At 48.9% G+C, this 17,829-nt stretch carries 14 protein-coding genes; 7 read left to right on the forward strand and 7 right to left on the reverse strand.

Annotation, left to right across the window (positions count from 1 at the left end):
* The first annotated feature begins 64 nt into the window (after nucleotides 1-64).
* The 4 genes from NDI33_RS02110 (at nucleotide 65) to ctpC (ending at nucleotide 5,194) form a co-directional block, all read left to right on the forward strand.
* Nucleotides 65-424 (forward strand): hypothetical protein, encoded by a 360-nt coding sequence (locus NDI33_RS02110; RefSeq protein WP_190411053.1) that lies wholly within the window; start codon nucleotides 65-67, stop codon nucleotides 422-424.
* Nucleotides 425-571: 147 nt separating this feature from the next.
* Nucleotides 572-2,017 carry a phosphoglucomutase/phosphomannomutase family protein gene (locus NDI33_RS02115; RefSeq protein ID WP_190678487.1) on the forward strand — a complete coding sequence of 482 codons (1,446 nt, stop codon included), beginning with the start codon at nucleotides 572-574 and terminating at the stop codon, nucleotides 2,015-2,017.
* A 410-nt stretch (nucleotides 2,018-2,427) separates the two neighbouring features.
* Entirely contained in the window at nucleotides 2,428-3,654 is a 1,227-nt protein-coding gene (gene ispG, locus NDI33_RS02120; RefSeq protein WP_190678489.1) for a (E)-4-hydroxy-3-methylbut-2-enyl-diphosphate synthase, read from the forward strand.
* Nucleotides 3,655-3,910: 256 nt separating this feature from the next.
* Complete coding sequence (ctpC, locus tag NDI33_RS02125) at nucleotides 3,911-5,194, forward strand: carboxyl-terminal processing protease CtpC (protein ID WP_190410985.1); 1,284 nt, start codon at nucleotides 3,911-3,913, stop codon at nucleotides 5,192-5,194.
* 49 nt (nucleotides 5,195-5,243) lie between these two features.
* Here ctpC and NDI33_RS02130 read toward each other — a convergent pair whose 3' ends face one another.
* Together NDI33_RS02130 and NDI33_RS02135 are read right to left on the reverse strand one after the other, a co-directional pair.
* Nucleotides 5,244-5,432, reverse strand: a complete 189-nt coding sequence (locus tag NDI33_RS02130) for a DDE transposase family protein (RefSeq protein WP_190430219.1) — start codon at nucleotides 5,430-5,432, stop codon at nucleotides 5,244-5,246.
* 106 nt (nucleotides 5,433-5,538) lie between these two features.
* A complete protein-coding gene (locus tag NDI33_RS02135; RefSeq protein ID WP_190678491.1) occupies nucleotides 5,539-7,584 on the reverse strand; it encodes an elongation factor G in 2,046 nt (681 codons plus the stop codon).
* 376 nt (nucleotides 7,585-7,960) lie between these two features.
* On the opposite strand from NDI33_RS02135, the gene NDI33_RS02140 reads away from it, so the two are divergent.
* On the forward strand, nucleotides 7,961-8,839 hold the full coding sequence (locus NDI33_RS02140) for a tetratricopeptide repeat protein (RefSeq protein WP_347275946.1): 879 nt from the start codon (nucleotides 7,961-7,963) through the stop codon (nucleotides 8,837-8,839).
* An 11-nt stretch (nucleotides 8,840-8,850) separates the two neighbouring features.
* Here the strand turns inward: NDI33_RS02140 and NDI33_RS02145 are convergent, their stop codons facing one another.
* Nucleotides 8,851-9,147 (reverse strand): HNH endonuclease, encoded by a 297-nt coding sequence (locus tag NDI33_RS02145; protein ID WP_190678495.1) that lies wholly within the window; start codon nucleotides 9,145-9,147, stop codon nucleotides 8,851-8,853.
* A 440-nt stretch (nucleotides 9,148-9,587) separates the two neighbouring features.
* Here NDI33_RS02145 and NDI33_RS02150 point away from each other — a divergent pair, with 440 nt between their 5' ends.
* Nucleotides 9,588-11,483, forward strand: coding sequence for a DnaJ domain-containing protein (locus NDI33_RS02150; protein ID WP_190678497.1), 1,896 nt, complete (start codon nucleotides 9,588-9,590; stop codon nucleotides 11,481-11,483).
* A gap of 65 nt (nucleotides 11,484-11,548) precedes the next feature.
* Here the strand turns inward: NDI33_RS02150 and NDI33_RS02155 are convergent, their stop codons facing one another.
* The 4 genes from NDI33_RS02155 to NDI33_RS02170 all read right to left on the reverse strand — a co-directional run bounded on the left by NDI33_RS02155 (nucleotide 11,549) and on the right by NDI33_RS02170 (nucleotide 16,283).
* Entirely contained in the window at nucleotides 11,549-12,376 is an 828-nt protein-coding gene (locus NDI33_RS02155) for a pentapeptide repeat-containing protein (protein WP_190410979.1), read from the reverse strand.
* A gap of 201 nt (nucleotides 12,377-12,577) precedes the next feature.
* Nucleotides 12,578-13,207: a heme-copper oxidase subunit III gene (locus tag NDI33_RS02160; protein WP_190410978.1), complete on the reverse strand. Its 630-nt coding sequence runs from the start codon at nucleotides 13,205-13,207 to the stop codon at nucleotides 12,578-12,580.
* An 89-nt stretch (nucleotides 13,208-13,296) separates the two neighbouring features.
* Entirely contained in the window at nucleotides 13,297-15,060 is a 1,764-nt protein-coding gene (gene ctaD / locus NDI33_RS02165; protein WP_190410977.1) for a cytochrome c oxidase subunit I, read from the reverse strand.
* Nucleotides 15,061-15,191: 131 nt separating this feature from the next.
* On the reverse strand, nucleotides 15,192-16,283 hold the full coding sequence (locus tag NDI33_RS02170) for a cytochrome c oxidase subunit II (RefSeq protein WP_190678499.1): 1,092 nt from the start codon (nucleotides 16,281-16,283) through the stop codon (nucleotides 15,192-15,194).
* 609 nt (nucleotides 16,284-16,892) lie between these two features.
* On the opposite strand from NDI33_RS02170, the gene NDI33_RS02175 reads away from it, so the two are divergent.
* Nucleotides 16,893-17,819, forward strand: coding sequence for a heme A synthase (locus tag NDI33_RS02175; RefSeq protein ID WP_190678501.1), 927 nt, complete (start codon nucleotides 16,893-16,895; stop codon nucleotides 17,817-17,819).
* Nucleotides 17,820-17,829 lie beyond the last annotated feature (10 nt).

The following is a 17,829-nucleotide window of genomic DNA, read 5'->3' on the forward strand; positions in this document are numbered from 1 at the left end:
ACCATTCCAGTCAGTGAAAGACTCGGTTAAAGTTGAGTTGATCAAACGGAGTAAAGGGGATGGCGTGAACAGCGATCAGAATTTAGAATTGGGGCTTTTGAAGCCGGAACTGCAAGCGATCGCTACTTCTGTTCGCGCTTTGGCACAGACTTGCCAGGGGGATACTCTGGCTCTGTTGGCGTTGCTGCGGGCGTTAGAAAGTTGGCATCGTGAGATTCGAGATACTGTGTTTCAAGCGTCTTTACCGGATAATCGTCAGGCTCTATATGCCCTGCTGAAGGATATGGAAGAAGAAGGTGGCTGGCCCTATATTGAGCGCATGAAGGTGCGATCGCTGTTGGAAAAGCTCTCAGCCGCAGAATCGCCCAATTCTTCACACCCTCTACCACTGGAGTCAGAAACTCACCCACCTCAGCCTGGTTGAAGTTACACGGTTGAAGGCAAAACTCTTTCACTGACGTGGCTCTAGGCGTGTGAAGTTGTCAATCTTTATTGGGCTATAGAGTACAACAAATGCTAAGATCCTCCAGTTATTAATGCAATCTCTGAACACTAACCCCCTGCTTAATTTATGCCGGTTGCTGTTAATCCGATTAAGTTTGGTACAGATGGCTGGCGAGGCATCATCGCCGCAGACTTTACGTTTGAGCGGGTGGCTTTGGTAGCACCGTTGGCGGCACAAGTCCTGGCAAATGTCTATAGCGAGACGACGGGGAGCCGCACAATTATTGTGGGTTATGACCGGCGCTTTATGGCGGAAACGTTCGCCCGTAAAGCGGCCCAAGTCGTGCAAGCAGCCGGATTTGAGGTGCTGCTGAGCAGTAGTTATGCCCCCACACCGGCATTCAGCTGGGCGGCTTATCAACGGAGAGCTTTGGGAGCTTTGGTGATTACCGCTAGTCATAATCCCGGATCATATTTAGGGTTAAAAGTCAAGGGTGCATTTGGAGGATCGGTACCCCCGGAAATTACTCAGCAGATTGAAGCGTTGTTAGAGAAGGAACCGTCACCTGACTCGACGATGGCGGGAAGCTTGGAGATGTTCGATCCGTGGCCCAATTACTGCGAAGCGCTACGGGCGAAAGTGGATATTACTTGCATTCAGGATGCGATCGCCCAAAAGAAGCTGGCTGTCTTTGCGGATGTGATGCACGGTGCTGCTGCGACTGGACTAGAACAACTGCTGCAAATGCCAATTCAGGAAATTAATAGTTCCCGCGATCCTTTGTTTGGTGGCGGTGCGCCGGAACCTTTGCCGCGTTACCTTTCCCAGATGTTTCGGCAGATGCGGACTCACCGACGCCGTAGCGGTGATGGGTTGGCAGTAGGGTTTGTGTTTGATGGAGATAGCGATCGCATTGCGGCTGTCGATGGACAGGGAAATTTCCTCAGTTCCCAAATTCTCATCCCGATTTTGATCGAACACATGGCCTCTCGGCGGGGATTGACGGGCGAAGTCGTTAAAACAGTGAGTGGTTCCGACTTGTTTCCCCGCGTTGCCTCCCTGTACAATCTGCCAGTATATGAGACGCCTATTGGATACAAGTACATCGCCGACCGGATGCTAACGACTCAGGTGTTAGTCGGTGGTGAAGAGTCGGGAGGGATTGGCTACGGCAATCATATTCCAGAACGGGATGGGCTGTTGTCAGCGCTGTATCTGCTAGAAGCGATCGCGCAATCAGGAATGGATCTCAGCGATCTTTACCAGCGCTTGCAAGAGAAAACTGGCTTTCATTCTGCCTACGACCGCATTGACCTACCATTAGCGAGTATGGAAGTGCGATCGCGCCTGCTAGAACAATTACAAAATACACCCTTAACTGAGATTGCCGGTCGGTCGGTAATTGATTGCCTAACGATTGATGGTTATAAGTTCCGGTTAGCCGATGATAGTTGGTTGATGATTCGCTTCAGCGGAACCGAACCCGTTTTGCGGTTGTACTGCGAAGCGCCAACGCTGAAACAAGTTCATCACACCTTAGAGTGGGCGAACAAGTGGGCGAATTCAGTTTAAACCCTACAAAGTATCTAGCTCGGTACCCAATGCCCGTAGTTTCGCAACAAAAAGGAATCGGCTCAAGCTTGAGCCGATTCCTTTTTGTGAATAAGCAAAAATAAATTTCAATGCTGAGTAAACCAGACACTTTAAACACTCCTTTTGGTTCATGATTAGGAATGCGGAATGCCAAAGAATTGCATCATTTGCTTATATAAGTCTTGGTTTTCCTATTCAATATAAAGACGGATATAAGTTGTATATTTTAGCACTGATATAGAGACTGTCAAAACGGTTGGCTTGCTGCTGACAATATCCCTCCTTACTACTAAACAGATATAAACAGATAAAAACGGACTTAGCCAAATTTGCTCCTTTCTGTGGCAATCTGAGAAACAGAGAGGAAAGCCAAAATTAAACAAAAGGTTATGCAAACCCTGCCCAATCCAAGCACTACCAGTGCATCTTCCAGTCAACCCTCCTTTGAAACCACTATCAAGCGGCGCAAAACTCGTCCCGTCAAGGTGGGAAATGTCACGATTGGCGGCAACTACCCAGTGGTAGTGCAGTCGATGATTAATGAAGACACGCTTGATATTGATGGGTCGGTTGCCGGAATTCGCCGCCTGCACGAGATTGGCTGCGAAATTGTCCGCGTTACCGTGCCAAGTATCGGTCATGCCAAAGCTTTAGCGGAAATCAAGCATAAATTAGCTCAAACCTATCAACCAGTGCCCCTGGTCGCTGATGTGCATCACAACGGCATGAAGATTGCCTTGGAAGTTGCCAAGCACGTTGATAAGGTGCGGATTAATCCGGGGTTGTATGTATTTGAAAAGCCAAAAGCGGATAGAACGGAATATACCCAAGCTGAATTTGATGAAATTGGCGAAAAAATCCGCGAAACTTTAGAACCCCTGGTAGTTTCCTTGCGAGATCAGGGTAAGGCAATGCGAATCGGGGTAAATCACGGTTCTCTTGCTGAAAGAATGCTGTTTTCCTACGGCGACACCCCCGAAGGGATGGTGGAATCTGCCCTAGAATTTATCAAAATTTGTGAATCTCTCGACTTCCGGAACCTGGTAATTTCTCTGAAAGCCTCGCGGGTGCCCGTGATGTTAGCCGCTTATCGTCTGATGGCACAGCGGATGGATGCGCTAGGCATGGATTATCCCTTGCATTTGGGCGTCACTGAAGCGGGTGATGGCGAATACGGACGGATTAAGTCTACCGCAGGCATTGCGCCTCTGCTCGCTGATGGGATTGGCGATACGATTCGAGTCTCAATCACTGAAGCACCGGAAAAAGAGATTCCCGTTTGCTACAGCATTCTGCAAGCACTGGGATTGCGGAAAACGATGGTGGAATATGTCGCCTGCCCCTCATGTGGGCGGACATTGTTTAATCTAGAAGAAGTGCTGCACGAAGTGCGGGAAGCCACCAAACATCTTACAGGTCTGGACATAGCAGTCATGGGATGTATTGTCAATGGTCCCGGAGAAATGGCGGATGCCGACTATGGTTATGTTGGTAAACAGCCCGGTTACATCTCTCTGTATCGTGGCAGAGAAGAAATCAAAAAAGTGCCAGAGTCTCAAGGAGTTGAAGAGTTGATTAATTTAATTAAGGCAGATGGACGTTGGATCGATCCTTAAGTAAGTGCTGAGTGGTGAGTGTCGAGACAAAAGTTAATTCAAAACTCACAAAATAATAAGTGTTGAGGAAAGCATTAATTTAAAACTCAATCGCGAGAAATCGCGTTTTTACAGCTCAAAACTCAAAACTCTCTACTTCCGGACTTGCACTTAGTGCAGCTGGATAAATAATTGCGCTCTCCGGCTTCCATATATGGCCTGTGCTAGAGTTAGCGTAATTCCTTGGCAGTAGTTTCCCCCCGGCTCAGAAAGGATCATGGTAATTACAAAACGCGGGCTCGTTCTCGGTGCGACAGCACTGGTTTTATCGACTGTTGCTGTTACGGGCGCTGGTATTCATCTGTCTCAAGGTCAGGCTTTTTTTCGTGAAAGTCCCAAGGAACTTGTAGATGAAGTATGGCAGATTATTGACCGCAGTTACGTAGATGGCACCTTTAATAAAGTCAATTGGCGGTCAGTTCGTAAAGACTACCTGAATCGGTCTTACCCCAGCAAGAAGGAAGCCTATGAGGCGATCCGGGAGATGCTGAAAAAGCTGAACGATCCCTACACCCGCTTCATGGACCCGGAAGAGTTCAAGAGCATGCAGATTGATACTTCTGGGGAATTAACTGGCGTTGGCATTCAACTCGCTCAAGATGAGAAATCGAAAAAGCTAACGGTTATTGCGCCAATTGAAGATACACCAGCGTCTAAGGCTGGTGTTCTGGCAAAGGACACTATCACTAAAATTGATGGCAAGAGTACCGAGGGCATGGATGTCAATGATGCTGTGCGCCTGATCCGAGGACAACCAGGAACGCAAGTAACCTTGACCATTCAGCGGGGCGAAAAGGAATTAGTATTTCCTCTGAAACGAGCGCGGATTGAAATCCATCCGGTGCGCTCTAGCAAGCAGAACAGTCCTACGGGTGAGATAGGCTACATTCGCCTGAATCAGTTTAGCGCCAATGCTGCTAAGGAAATGGCAGATGCGATTAAGGGTTTAGAACGGCAGAAGGTAAATGGCTACATTCTGGATCTGCGTTCTAATCCAGGTGGATTACTCTACGCCAGTATTGAAATTGCCCAGATGTGGTTAAAAGACGGCACAATTGTCTCAACGGTGGATCGTCAGGGCGAAAGGGAGCGAGAGAAAGCGAATAATCGCGCCCTCACAGATAAACCGTTGGTGGTGTTGGTAGATGGCGGCTCGGCGAGTGCTAGTGAAATCCTCTCTGGGGCGTTGCAGGATAACAAGCGAGCTGTTTTGGTAGGGACAAAAACCTTTGGTAAAGGCTTGGTGCAATCGGTGCGGGGGCTGGGGGATGGTTCGGGACTAGCGGTGACGATCGCTAAGTATTTCACTCCCAACGGGCGCGATATTAATCAGGCGGGGATCAAGCCGGATGTGGTGCTGGAAATGACGGAAGAGCAGCGCAAGGCATTACAAGCCGATCGCAATAAAATCGGCAGTGCTGACGATCCTCAATACGCTAAAGCGCTGGAAGTGCTGAATCAGAGGATTGCCGCCCAGCGAGGGAACCAGGCGCAGAAATAGTTTTGAGTTATGAGTTTTGAGTTAAAATTCCAAACTCAAAACTCATAACTTATTGGGGTTGGCACTTTCCAGCGCGAATTAAGCCGACGCGACGAGCGATCGCTTCCGCTTGAGAATCAAATGGTCCCCATCGTTCCACAAAAGCTGATTTATCCTCTCCTTCGACTTGTTCGCTGGAGAGGATTTCGCATTTTCCTTCTTGACGCTTGACAATATACCAGATTTGTGTAGCAGTCATTCGGTGAAGATTCGCAAAAAACGCCTTGAAGAGTAGCTTAGTGATGAGTTTTGAATGATGAGCAATTAATTCAGAATTCAAAATTCAAAACTCATAACTTTTCTAGTTAATGTGCGCCGTTGCCGTTTCCAGAAGTTGCGATCGCGCGTTCAACCAGCTTGTCTGGAACTTCTTGGAGATGGTCGTACTTCCAGTGAAAGAAGCCGACGCCCATTGTAAGCGATCGCAATTCCACAATAAAGTTGTGCATCTCTGCTTGGGGTAAGTAAGCAGAAATGCAATCCCAACCGGGCCAATCCGACTTCCCTTCGTAGCCGAGAATTTGTCCCCGACGTCCGCTGACTAGCTGAAGAACCTTAGAGGTAAATTCGGCTGGGGCACACGCCTGAATCGCGGTAATCGGTTCTAGGAGCGTTGGTTCGCACTTGGGCATTCCTTCCTGCATCGCAATCCGGGCTGCCTGTTTAAACGCTTGTTCGGAACTATCAACCGAATGGTAGGAACCATTCGTCAGCGTCACTGCTACATCGACCACGGGGAAGCCCAAGGGGCCATGTACCAAATACTCCCGAACACCCGTCTCAACGCCAGGGATATACTGTCTCGGTACGACGCCACCGACAATTGTTTGACTGAAGTTAACGCCTTCGCCACGCGACAGCGGCTTGATATCCAGATAAACATCACCAAACTGTCCGTGACCGCCACTTTGGTGCTTGTAGCGCCCGTGAATCGAGGATGCAGGTTTGCGGATGGTTTCTTTGTAGGGAACGCGGGGCAGGTGAGTCGTCATTGGCAGGTTGTACTTGCGCCGCAGTCGGTCGAGGGCAACTTGCAGATGAATTTCACCTTGACCCCAAAGGATGACTTCGTGGGTGTCTCCATGTTGTTCCCAAGCTAGGGAGGGGTCTTCTTCTAGCAGCTTTGTGATGGCGCTGCTGAGTTTAACTTCATCGTTGCGTTTTTCGGGCGTAATCGCTAAAGCAAAAACGGGTGCCATTTGCTCGGCTTTGGGGAGTTCGGTCGCCAGTGGGTCGCCGGAAGCGGTCAAGGTATCGCCTGTTTTAATTCCCTCTAAGCGTCCCAAGACGACAATCTCACCGGCTTCGGCTGAAGTCAGCGGCTGTTGTTGCTGACCCATCAGACGATACAAGCCACCAGTCCGAACGCCATTGAGGACAATTCCATCAGTCAAGGTGCCCTGCCACACCCGCACCAGGGAGATTTTCCCGCCTTGAGGAGTGTAATAGGTTTTAATCGCTTGCGCGAGGGGGGCATCGGCATGGAGAACAATTCCCCGACGTTCGGCAGTGGTGGATGGGTCGGGTGCTTCTCGCAACAACGCTTCCAGCAACGGTCGCACTCCGTAATCTTGCTCGGCAACGCCCAGGAATACAGGCACGATCAAATCTGCCCCTAACTCCATCTTCAAGTCTTGGAGAATTTCTTCTTGGGGGGGGTTAATTTCTTCTAGCAGTTCTTCTAGCAGGTGGTCGTCAAAATTTGCCAATTCCTCCAGCATTTCGGCACGGGCGGCTTGTTCCTGCTCTTTGAGGTTATCTGGCATCGGCACCGGGTCGGCGGCGGCACCAGGATGGTAGTGATAAGCTTGTTCGCTCACCAGGTCGATAAAGCCGCTGAGCTGTTCGCCTTGACCAATGGGATACTGGTGTGGGATCACGGGGCGACTGGAGACTGTTTTTAGGGCGTGCAGCACGTCCATGAAGTTGTTGTTCGCCCGATCCATTTTGTTGATGAAGACTAGGTGCGGAATTTCCCAGTCGTCGAGGAATTTAAATAGCGGCGCGAGAGTCATGACGCGATCGCTTACGGGTTCGCACACGACAATTGCTGCATCAACGCCAATTAGAGCATTGTAAGTTTCTTGAGCAAATTCAACCGATCCGGGACAATCGACAAAGGTGAAGTGGACACTGTCGTACTCGGTGCTAGCAGTTGATACTTCCACGCTCATGTGGCGATCGCGTGCCTCTTGGGAACTATCTCCCACCGTGTTACCGTCTGAAGTGCGACCTTTGCGGGAAATCGCACCCGTGACGAAAAGCAAACTTTCTAGTAACGTAGTTTTGCCACTTAAATAGGGGCCAACAATTGCAACATTGCGTACCCCGGACATGACTTTTTCGTTCATGATTCACCCCCAACAAAATAAAAAAGATGTAGAGATGTGAGCGATCGCATGGGTATACGGGATTGATGCCATTGGCAGCTTCCGGAGAATTTTTGCCCTCCCGTGCCGATGGCGATCGCTGTTAACAGTTAGATGGAATTTTGTATCCCTGAATGTGAGGTTAGCGCGTTCTAGGGGCAATGACTGAGAAATTGCAATTTCTTTTAAAGCAAACCCAGCAAAAACTTAAGTTGAATGAATCAGTATTAATTAGCTATAAATTTTATGAATATATGCAACAAATAACCGCAAATTTGTTAGAAGAAAATCTGAATGGGTGGGCGACAAACGTAACAATTGTAAAGAGGTGACACGGAGAATGAGAACGTACCAGCAGATGAGATGGATAGCTGGAGGGTTAATACTGTTACTGGGTGGGAGGATGACACCAGCGGTGGCTGGGACACCCGCGACGCCGGTACAAATTGCTCAAGCTCAATCGGCGGTGGACTTGATAAATCAGGGACTCCAGCTAATCGGTCAAGCAAAAACACAAGAAGCGATCGCCTCTTTTCGACAAGCCGCCAAACTCGACCCCAAACTGGCACCCGCACATTACAACTTGGGGCTGGCTTTGCGTCAGGTGGGGCAATTGCAGCCAGCAGCGGATGCCTTTTACCAAGCAGTCCAAGCCGATCCTAACTTTGCTCTCGCCTATGCCAATTTGGGTGCAGCACTGCTTGAGGGAAACAACTTGCAGCAGGCGGGTGATTATTTGTCACGGGCGCTGGAACTCAACCCACAGTTGGGAGTTGCTCATTACAATCTAGGTTTGGTAAGGGAACAGCAGGGAGACGAGGAACGAGCGATCGCATCTTTTAAACAAGCGATGCAGTTGAGTCCCAACGCACCAGAACCTGCTTATCATTTGGGACTCGCTTATCTACAACAAAACAACCTGAACGAAGCAAAAAAGGCATTCCAGCAAGCCATTAAAATCAGCCCTAAATATCCAGAAGCCCACTATAATCTCGGTTCCATCCTGATGAATCAGGGGAATTTAGACGAAGCTCTCGCCGCCTTTCGCAAGGCAGCAGAGGCTAATTCTAACTACCCCAATGCCTACTACGCTGCTGGGTTAGTCTTCCTGCGCCAAGGTCGTTACAGTGACGCCCAGCAAGTTTTGCAATATGCCAAACAGCTTTACACTGCCCAAGGGAATACCCAGTGGGCTTCTAATGCAGAGGAGTTATTAAAGCGATCGCAAAACCCCTAAACCATTAAAAATTAGTTTTTTAATCTTTGATGGTTTCCCCGATGCACTCTAACGCGCTTATTCGGGTCTTGCTTCTTCACCCAAGACAAAAACTTCTCCATTTGCGGCTCATCCTTCAGCCTATCCAAAGAATTAAGTTCCTGGGCTAATCGCGTATTGTCAAATAAATTATGTATTTGCCGATGACAGGCAGAACATATCTTTGCAGTCGGTCCTGGCTCTTCATTTTTCCGTTTCGTTTTCTGCCTTGGAATCAAGTGATGGACGGTCAACCGCTCCACTTCTCTTTCACACAATTCACACTGCATTTTTTGATAAGGCTTATAACTCAAGACTATCTAACATCATTATATGTCGATGAAAAAAGTGAGGCGCTTTTCATGTGCTATTCACTAAAAACATAACGTCAATGAAATTGAGACTATAGCAATCTATTTCCTTCGTGAACCAATCAGTTCCTCTTTGTCTCTTCCTAAGCGCTAGCTCTTTCAGAGCCGCTTCGCTAACGCACAGGCTAAGCACATCCGCGCCGCTACGCGAACGCCAACGTGTTCTTTGTGTCTTTGCGGTTCAATACACTGTTTTTGCCTTCACAAATAATTTCAGATAGCAACAAATACTAATTGGATTTGTTGTAAACAAATTTAAAATTCAGTAAAAATACGATTTAAGGCTAAACTTGCTTGTGCTAGGTATATAAAGAAACTTCCAGTTGCCAAATTATCCCAGCCATCTAGCAAAAAAAGCAATGTTTCAAACCCATAAACAAGATGATGTTATCTCAGGTGCTGCATTTGTTACCGGAGGCGCGGCGGCGGGTGCTGGAGTTTCCGCAGCAGTTGGTGGGATGGGATTAGTCGGAGGATTCGGAGCAGTTGGAATTGGCATGGCACCCGTTACAGCAGCGGGCGCGGTTGCTGGTGCTGCTGCTTATGGAGCATTCAAAGTGATAGGAGAAGGAGATGCTTTCGCTTTAGGTTCGATGGGAATTGGTGCAGTAGGCGGCGCAGGTTTTTCCTCTGTTTTTGGCGGCATGGGATTAGCTTTCAAGGGAACAGCGGTTGGAATTGGTATGGGTTCTTTTGCGGCAACAGGTGCAGTTTTTGGGCTGGGAGTTTACGGTTTATTGAAGCTGATTGACGGCTCTGGAAGCGGGGAAACCGCATATCAAGCTTTCGAGCGGATGGAAGAGAAAGTATCATGGCAAGAAGCTTATACTAATGCTCTTCTAGAGCTAGAATTAGCAGCGCTAGATAAGAAGCTAGCAGGTGATGTTTTAGAGGAAAAATTTGCCGCTATAGAAATTGAAGACGAGTTGAAGGCGCTAAAAGCAAAAATACCAGCGAAGACTGTTTTAAATCTAAATTATTCTGCACCTTATAAAAATATTTCATCCAAATTTTCTACATTTCACCCAAGTTTAAATCCCTCTGTAACGCCTAAAATTTCTACTCATCAAACACCGTTACCTCAACCGGAATCTTCTCAGCCTAAGATGGCACCAGGATTGACAAAAATTGAGTCTCAGACACCTCAAGGCTGGAAATGCGTACACACCCTAAAAGAGCATTCAGCCGCAGTCAATTCAATTGCCATCAGCTCTGATAATCAGACGATTGCTAGTGGGAGTGATGATAGAATCGTTACCCTGTGGAGCCTGAAGACTGGAAAACAGATTTTTAACTTCTTTGGGCAAGGACAGGAAGTTTCTTCAGTGGCAATTAGCCCAGATGGTCAAACGATTGCCAGTGGCAGTTTTGACCAAAAAATTACTACCTGGAATCTGCCTAAAAAAGAATTTCTCCGCACCTTTTTTTATTTAAACTCCTCTTACAGTCATTCGGGCTTTGTTTACTCAGTTTCCTTCAGCCCTGACGGAAAAATTATTGCGAGTGGAAGCGCTGATAAAACGATTAGGCTTTGGGGTGCCTATACGGGAAAACTAAGAAGCACTCTTAATGGACATTCTGACGCGGTTTTGTCTGTTGCGATTAGTCCTGATAGCCAAATTCTTGCTAGTGGAAGTGCCGATCAAACTATCAGGCTTTGGAATTTGAGCGGTGGACAACAGCATCGCATCCTTATCGGACATTCAGGCTGGGTTACTTCTGTCGCCTTCAGCCCGGATGGAAAGACTCTAGCGAGTGGGAGTGGAGACGCGACAATTAAGTTGTGGAATTTCCAGACTGGAGAATTGCTTCGCACTCTTACAGGACATTCATCTGGGGTTGTTTCTATCGCTATTAACCCTGATGGAAAAACCCTCGCCAGTGGCAGCCGAGACGGTACTATCAAACTTTGGAACCTAGATGGAGAACTGCTGGATACTCTGCCTGGGCGTCATCCTGTTGCTTTCAGTTTCGATGGACAGACGCTGGTGAGTGGCGGTGAGAAGAACACACTGAAAATTTGGCAAAAATGCTTTGGCGTGAGTGAATCTACACTTGACGCAGTGCCATCTGGGGAATGGTGGGAAGTTTTAGGCGTGGAAAGGAACGCTGATGCTGATGATGTTAAGCGTGCTTACCGACGTTTGGGAAGGCAGTATCACCCTGATGTTAATCCTTCTACCAATGCCCAAGCTCAAATGCAGGCAATTAATCAAGCTTATGCCCAGTTTGAGAAACAATGGAGCGATCGCTAACAGCATAAATCCTTTCAGAGATTCGCCCTACGAGTCTTGTCTAATCTCTCACTGTTTGATCTGACCTAGTCGTGAAGGCTGCCATCCGGCATGATGGCTCCACTCAAATTAGCTTCGCTGAGGTCGGCTCCACTCAAATTGGCTCCACTCAAATTGGCTCCACTCAAATTAGCTCCACTCAAATTGGCTCCACTCAAATCTACCCAAACCATATCTGCCTTGCTCAAGTTAGTACCGCTCAAGTTAGCTCCACGCAGATTAACCCCAGGAAGGTTCGCTCTACTCAGGTCTAGCCCTGCCAGCAATACATTCGGGGCAATCAACAATGCTCCTGCTAGTTTTGGATCAAACTCTTCGGGAAACTTAGTTTGTTCGTTGTAGAGCGCTCTCCGGAAGTTCGTTCCCTCCAAGTTGGCCTCACTCAAGTCAGCTTCATAGAGATGGGATGCACTCAGATTAGCCTCATTGAGATTAGCTCCACTCAGGTCAGCTCCCCGCAGGTCGGCTAAACTCAAGTTAGCTTCACTCAAGTCAGTTCCAATCAAGTCAGCTCCAATCAAGTCGGTTAAACTCAAATTGGCTTTCGTCAAGTCGGTGCCAATCAAGTCGGCTAAACTCAGGTTGGCTGCAATTAAGAAGGCTCCAAACATTTCAGCTCCACTCAAATCGGCTCTACGCAAGTCTGCCTCACACAAGTCCGCTTCCTCCATGTGGGTTGCGGCTAGGGTGCATCGGCTCAGAATCGCTCGACTCAAGGTAGCTTTTTTTAAGTTGGCCCCACTAAAATCCGCCTGACTGAGATTTACCCCACTCAGGTCGGCTCCACTTAGGTCGGCTAGACAAAAATCTCTTTCGCCCTCTACATATTTCCTCAGTAGTTCATCTGCGTCCATCGATTCATACCAATTTGCGGAACAGTTGCATGATTTTCAATCGGGAAAGTCGCTGACTGTCTAAGATTTTCAACTCAAAATCCCAAACCCCAAATCTAAAATTTTAGGACTCCTTCCCGCCTCCAATCAGTAGAGTAACTTTTCCTCATAAAAAAGCCCCCAATTGGGGGCAAGCTTTGTCAAAAAAGCAAAAACAAAGATTCAAATCAGATAGAGGATGGTGAACAAAATAATCCACACAATATCGACGAAGTGCCAATAAATCTCTGCGGCTTCAACGCCAAAGTGGTGTTCGCTGCTGTAGTGACCGGGTTTTAAACTGCGCCACAAAACAGCAATCATCGCCCCTAGTCCTAAAAGAACGTGGAGACCGTGGAAACCAGTCAGAACATAAAACGTGCTGGCAAACAAGTTAGTGCTGAGGCCAAATTCCAAATGGGTATACTCGTAAACCTGACCCCCCAGGAAAATCGCTCCCATTAAGGCAGTTGCGGCAAACCAAGTCCTTAAACCTGCCACATCGTTCTTTTTGATGGCAGTATCCGCATTGTGGATCACGAAACTGCTAGAAATCAGAATCAGTGTGTTGATTCCGGGCAGTAATAGCTCTAACTTTGGCGTTCCTTCCGGGGGCCAACTGGGTGCCACAGCGCGAAAGGCGAGATAGGCGGTAAATAAGCCGACAAAGATCATGCCTTCCGCAATCAGAAACACAATCAGCCCCTGGATGCGGAAATCATGATGTTCTACGCCGTGGGCTTCCACAGTCGCTTCTGAGTTGTGGTGATAGTTGAGGGCAGTTTTCGCTGGGTCAATCGTTGAACCTTGCATGAATCTCCTCTAGAAAGAGTTGGATACGTAATGGGTAGTGGAGAATCGGTAATGGGTCATCGTTTCCCGATCCCGATTACCGATTACCATTACCGATTGTGACTTTCTCCTTGGCGGTCATCGGGATTCACCGCCACTGCGGGATCGGGATCGGCACGGAGAGCCGAGTCAGGGCCAGCAGCCAAGACTGGATTTCGAGGCTCGTCAAAGGGCACCTCTACTTGAGTGCGGCGATCGCCCATACCATAGTCATAAGGCCCAGTGGCTAACACTGGGTCTTTTTCAAAGTTTTCCGGTGGCGGGGGCGAGGTTGTCATCCACTCTAGGGTCAGTCCTTGCCAGGGGTTATCAGGTGCCTTGGGACCCGCTATCCAACTCCAGCAGGCATTAACAATGAAAGGAATGGTGGAGACGGCGAGGATGTATGCTCCAATCGTGCAGATCACGTTGAGAGTGGTAAATTTCGGGTCATACGAAGCAATCCGTCGGTTCATCCCTTCTAGACCTAGCTTGTGCATCGGCAGGAATGCCATATTGAAGCCAACCAACATCAGGACAAAGTGAACTTTGCCCCAAGTTTCGTTCAGCATCCGCCCCGTCATCTTGGGGAACCAGTGATAGAATCCGGCATAAATGCCGAAAACACTGCCGCCAAAGAGGACGTAGTGCAGGTGAGCCACGACAAAGTAGGTGTCGTGAACGTGGATATCAAAGGGCACAGCTGCCACCATGACGCCACTGATGCCGCCGATGACAAACATGGAGATGAAGCCCATTGCGAACAGCATGGCGCTGTTCAGGCGCAGTTTGCCGCCCCAAATGGTTGCCAACCAGCTAAATACTTTGATCCCGGTAGGGACAGCAATCACCATTGTGGTGATCATGAAAAACATCCGCAGCCAGGCAGGGGTGCCGCTGGTAAACATATGGTGCGCCCAGACGATTAGCCCCAAAAAGCTGATCGCCAGACTGGAATAAGCGATCGCCTTATAACCAAAAATCGGCTTGCGGGCGTGAACCGGCAAAATTTCTGAGATCATCCCGAAGAAGGGGAGGATCATGATGTAGACCGCCGGGTGGGAGTAAAACCAGAATAGGTGCTGATACACGATGGGATCGCCCCCCCCGGTCGGGTTAAAGAAGGACGTACCCACCAGCAGGTCAAAGGATAATAGAATCAGTGCCCCTGCTAAGACTGGCGTAGCGATGAGAGCCAATGCAGAAGTGGCGAGCATTGCCCAGCAGAACAAGGGCATTTGATTCCACCCCATCCCTGGCGTCCGCATCTTCCAGATGGTGACGAGAAAGTTGATTGCTGCCAGGATCGAAGAGGTTCCCAGGATCAGGACGCTGAGAATCCAAATCGCTTCACCGGGTTTGCCACTAACAACGCTCAAGGGGGGATAAGAAGTCCAACCCGCACCGGGTGCCCCGACCAAGAAACTGCTCAACAGCAGCAACCCGGCCGGTGGGATGATCCAGAAGGCGATCGCATTCAGTCTCGGAAACGCCATATCCCTTGCTCCAATCAGCAAGGGCACCAGGTAATTCCCAAAGCCGCCGGTTCCCGCAGGCACGATCCACAAGAAGATCATCACCGTCGCGTGAACCGTAAATAAGCTGTTGTAAACATCTGGGGCGACAAAATCGGACTCTGGGGTTGCCAGTTCCGTGCGAACGGCTGTTGCCAGGACTCCACCAATCAAATAAAAGATAAACGTCGTGACCAGGTATTGAATCCCAATCACTTTGTGGTCGGTACTAAAGCTAAAGTATTCTCGCCAATGCGTTACCTTCGGTTGTTCACCGTGGGCTGGTAGATTTGCTTTTTCTTGAAGCTCTACTTGTGTCATCTCAAATTCAGAAGTTAAGGGGGGTCAGAAGAGTTTTGAGTTTTGAATTTTGAGTTTTGAATTAAATAAAAGATTTTTACGAGGACTTTTTTAACTCACAACTCAACACTCATCACTCATCACTCTCTTACTCAGTGGTGGTGGAGAGGGTGTAGAGTTTCGGCATCGATCCCCATTTCACTGGCGTAGGGAGCCAAAAACTCAGCATCTGAGCGTTCTGCGGGGTTTATTGCCACCGCCCGATCGAGAGCCTCCGAACTGGCAACTTCTTGCTGCTCGGCAAGCCAATTCTGGAAATCTTCGGGGGTCTGAACAATGACCGTTGTCTTCATGACTCCATGATAAGCACCACAGAGTTCCGCACAAATGAGCGGATACTCACCGAGTCTGTTGGGTGTAAACCGCAGCTCAGTTTGGCGTCCTGGAACCGCATCCTGCTTGAGGCGAAACTCAGGCACCCAAAAAGCGTGTATAACATCATTTGCCGAGATGTTCAATTTCACTTCCCGTCCAAGCGGAAGATGCAATTCGCCCGCTGTCACATCGGTTCCGGGGTAGCTAAAAAGCCAAGCAAACTGTAGACCCGTAACATTCACATAAAATTCTGGATCTTGACCTTGCTTGTCAGGTGTGGGACCAATGCGACCGGAAGTTACGCCTACATCGGCTGAATCCCGCAGTTGAGGAAGCTCCTTGCGGACTTTTGCCGTAGCGGGGTCTTCTAAGACTTTATCTTGCAGCTGCTGATTGCGATTTTCAGTGTCCGTGGCGTTTTCAGCCTCTGTTAAGGTAGCTGCAATCGCCGCTCCAGGCATTTTGGCAACCTGCTGATGACTCGGAGCGTGAGCAACCGAATGATCCATCGGATTCAGTCCGCCGATTTGACCATAAACCTCAAAACTGTAGATCGAGATTCCCAGGACGATCACCGCTGGAATCGCCGTCCACAAAATTTCTAAGGGAACGTTGCCATGCACGGGTGGCCCGTCCGTATCATCGCCAGGACGTTGCCGAAATCTAATTGCCGCAATGATAATTATTCCCTGAACCAGCAGGAACAGACCTGTGGAAATGGTCATCATCGCGTTAAACAGCCTGTCGATTAGGGTTGCTTCCTCAGAGGCTGCTATCGGCAAAAGACCGTGGTTTTGACCGTACCACAGGCTGACAAGGGTCAGCACAATGCCAACCAGTAAAGTTAATATCGAGCTTGGGATTTTCACGGGCTTTGTCTTGGATTTGGTGCAATTCTAAACAAAACAGTGTGGGCTGATGCCCAGACCGATTTGGTCTATCTAGACTGCCTCGAAGTGAAGCTGCCTTTGTGTTCGATCTTAGGAAATCAGTAAGAGCCTCATTAACCACGGTAAGGCAGAGATCCCATAAAGGTGAGCCAATCTGAGTTATCTTTTGGAATTTTTTTGGGATCGCCGCCATTTTCAGGAAAGGTACCAGCAGACAAAGCCATTTCCGCTAGGATGAATCCTGGGAGGCGTCTCCCACCCTGTCAGGGATTCGGGATTTAGAGCTAGAAGATTGCTTCTGGATTCTAGCGGTTTTCTCTTTGAATACCAGTATTCTTTTTTACAATGAAATACTTGATTTAGAAGAAATCTAAAAATTTTAGCCGCAGAGGTTATTGCATTGCCCTAATTCGCCTCAATTTCCGCCAAATCTCGGCAATTGGAAGAAATTCCTAAAGCGGTGGCTGATGATGCAACGGGGTCATTAGAGTGGTAGCTAGAGCCGGTCATCTTCCTCCATTCAGATGCTAGGTTGGAATTGAGCGGATACTCTGATTTGATTGGTGAAAAATTAGCTTTTTGAACGCTATGACAGAATCCGTCCTTCATCAGGATGTTCGCACTCCGGAGGATTCCCACCCTAGGGACAAGATCCGTCGCTTGGTGTTTCGGTTGGGCGTAGCTACGCTGGTTTTGATGGCGATTGGGAGTGCCACGAGGGTGATGAATGCTGGGCTGGCGTGCCCGGATTGGCCTCTATGCTACGGTCAACTGGTGCCTTCTTCGCAGATGAATCTTCAGGTGTTTCTGGAGTGGTTTCACAGGTTGGACGCGGCAGCAATCGGCTTCGGCGCGATCGCGCTGGCGGTTCTTTCCTGGTGGCATCGGCGATCGCTCCCTAAATGGTTGCCTTGGGCGTCCACCTTCGCACTCTTTTTAGTGGTATTTCAGGGCGTCTTGGGGGGACTGACGGTCACGCAACTGCTGCGTTTTGACATTGTCACCGCTCACCTGGGAACAGCACTGTTGTTTTTTATCACCCTACTGACCATCGGCGCGGCACTCTTGCCTTATCAAGGCACGGGCACGGTTGGAAAATTGCCTTGGGTGAGCTTAACGGCTGCCATTTTGGTCTATTTACAAAGCCTCCTGGGTGGATTAGTGGGTTCTCGCTGGGCGCTCCATCAGTGCTTTGGGGCGCAAGAGTTGTGTACGGTGATGAATAGCCACATTGCGGGTGTCGTTCCTCCAACTTTAGCGATCGTCGCTGTCGTGCTTTTGGCATGGCGCACACCCGCACTGCACCCGATGCTGCGCCGTCTGGCTAATCTGGGTGGTGGTTTACTGGTGTTACAAGTGATTCTCGGGGTGGCGACCTTCCGTTTACACCTCCAAGTAGAACCCTTGACAGTCGCCCACCAGGCAGTCGGAGCCGCCTTACTCGGAACGCTCGTTGCTTTTAGTGTTTTGGCGTTGCGCGATCGCGCCAGTGTCATTCCAAACCCCTCCGTATAGCTCTTCATCG

This window comes from Trichocoleus sp. DQ-A1 (assembly GCF_039961955.1).
Lineage (GTDB): Bacteria > Cyanobacteriota > Cyanobacteriia > Cyanobacteriales > FACHB-T130 > FACHB-T130.

What these genes read in the sequence shown, in the direction of transcription:
- ctaD (WP_190410977.1), bottom strand. Translation starts at nt 15,060, where the DNA reads ATGACACAAGTAGAGCTTCAAGAAAAAGCAAATCTACCAGCCCACGGT.
- NDI33_RS02130 (WP_190430219.1), bottom strand. Translation starts at nt 5,432, where the DNA reads ATGACTGCTACACAAATCTGGTATATTGTCAAGCGTCAAGAAGGAAAA.
- ctpC (WP_190410985.1), top strand. Translation starts at nt 3,911, where the DNA reads ATGGTAATTACAAAACGCGGGCTCGTTCTCGGTGCGACAGCACTGGTT.
- ispG (WP_190678489.1), top strand. Translation starts at nt 2,428, where the DNA reads ATGCAAACCCTGCCCAATCCAAGCACTACCAGTGCATCTTCCAGTCAA.
- NDI33_RS02140 (WP_347275946.1), top strand. Translation starts at nt 7,961, where the DNA reads ATGAGATGGATAGCTGGAGGGTTAATACTGTTACTGGGTGGGAGGATG.
- NDI33_RS02145 (WP_190678495.1), bottom strand. Translation starts at nt 9,147, where the DNA reads ATGCAGTGTGAATTGTGTGAAAGAGAAGTGGAGCGGTTGACCGTCCAT.
- NDI33_RS02175 (WP_190678501.1), top strand. Translation starts at nt 16,893, where the DNA reads ATGACAGAATCCGTCCTTCATCAGGATGTTCGCACTCCGGAGGATTCC.
- NDI33_RS02150 (WP_190678497.1), top strand. Translation starts at nt 9,588, where the DNA reads ATGTTTCAAACCCATAAACAAGATGATGTTATCTCAGGTGCTGCATTT.
- NDI33_RS02155 (WP_190410979.1), bottom strand. Translation starts at nt 12,376, where the DNA reads ATGGACGCAGATGAACTACTGAGGAAATATGTAGAGGGCGAAAGAGAT.
- NDI33_RS02135 (WP_190678491.1), bottom strand. Translation starts at nt 7,584, where the DNA reads ATGAACGAAAAAGTCATGTCCGGGGTACGCAATGTTGCAATTGTTGGC.
- NDI33_RS02160 (WP_190410978.1), bottom strand. Translation starts at nt 13,207, where the DNA reads ATGCAAGGTTCAACGATTGACCCAGCGAAAACTGCCCTCAACTATCAC.
- NDI33_RS02115 (WP_190678487.1), top strand. Translation starts at nt 572, where the DNA reads ATGCCGGTTGCTGTTAATCCGATTAAGTTTGGTACAGATGGCTGGCGA.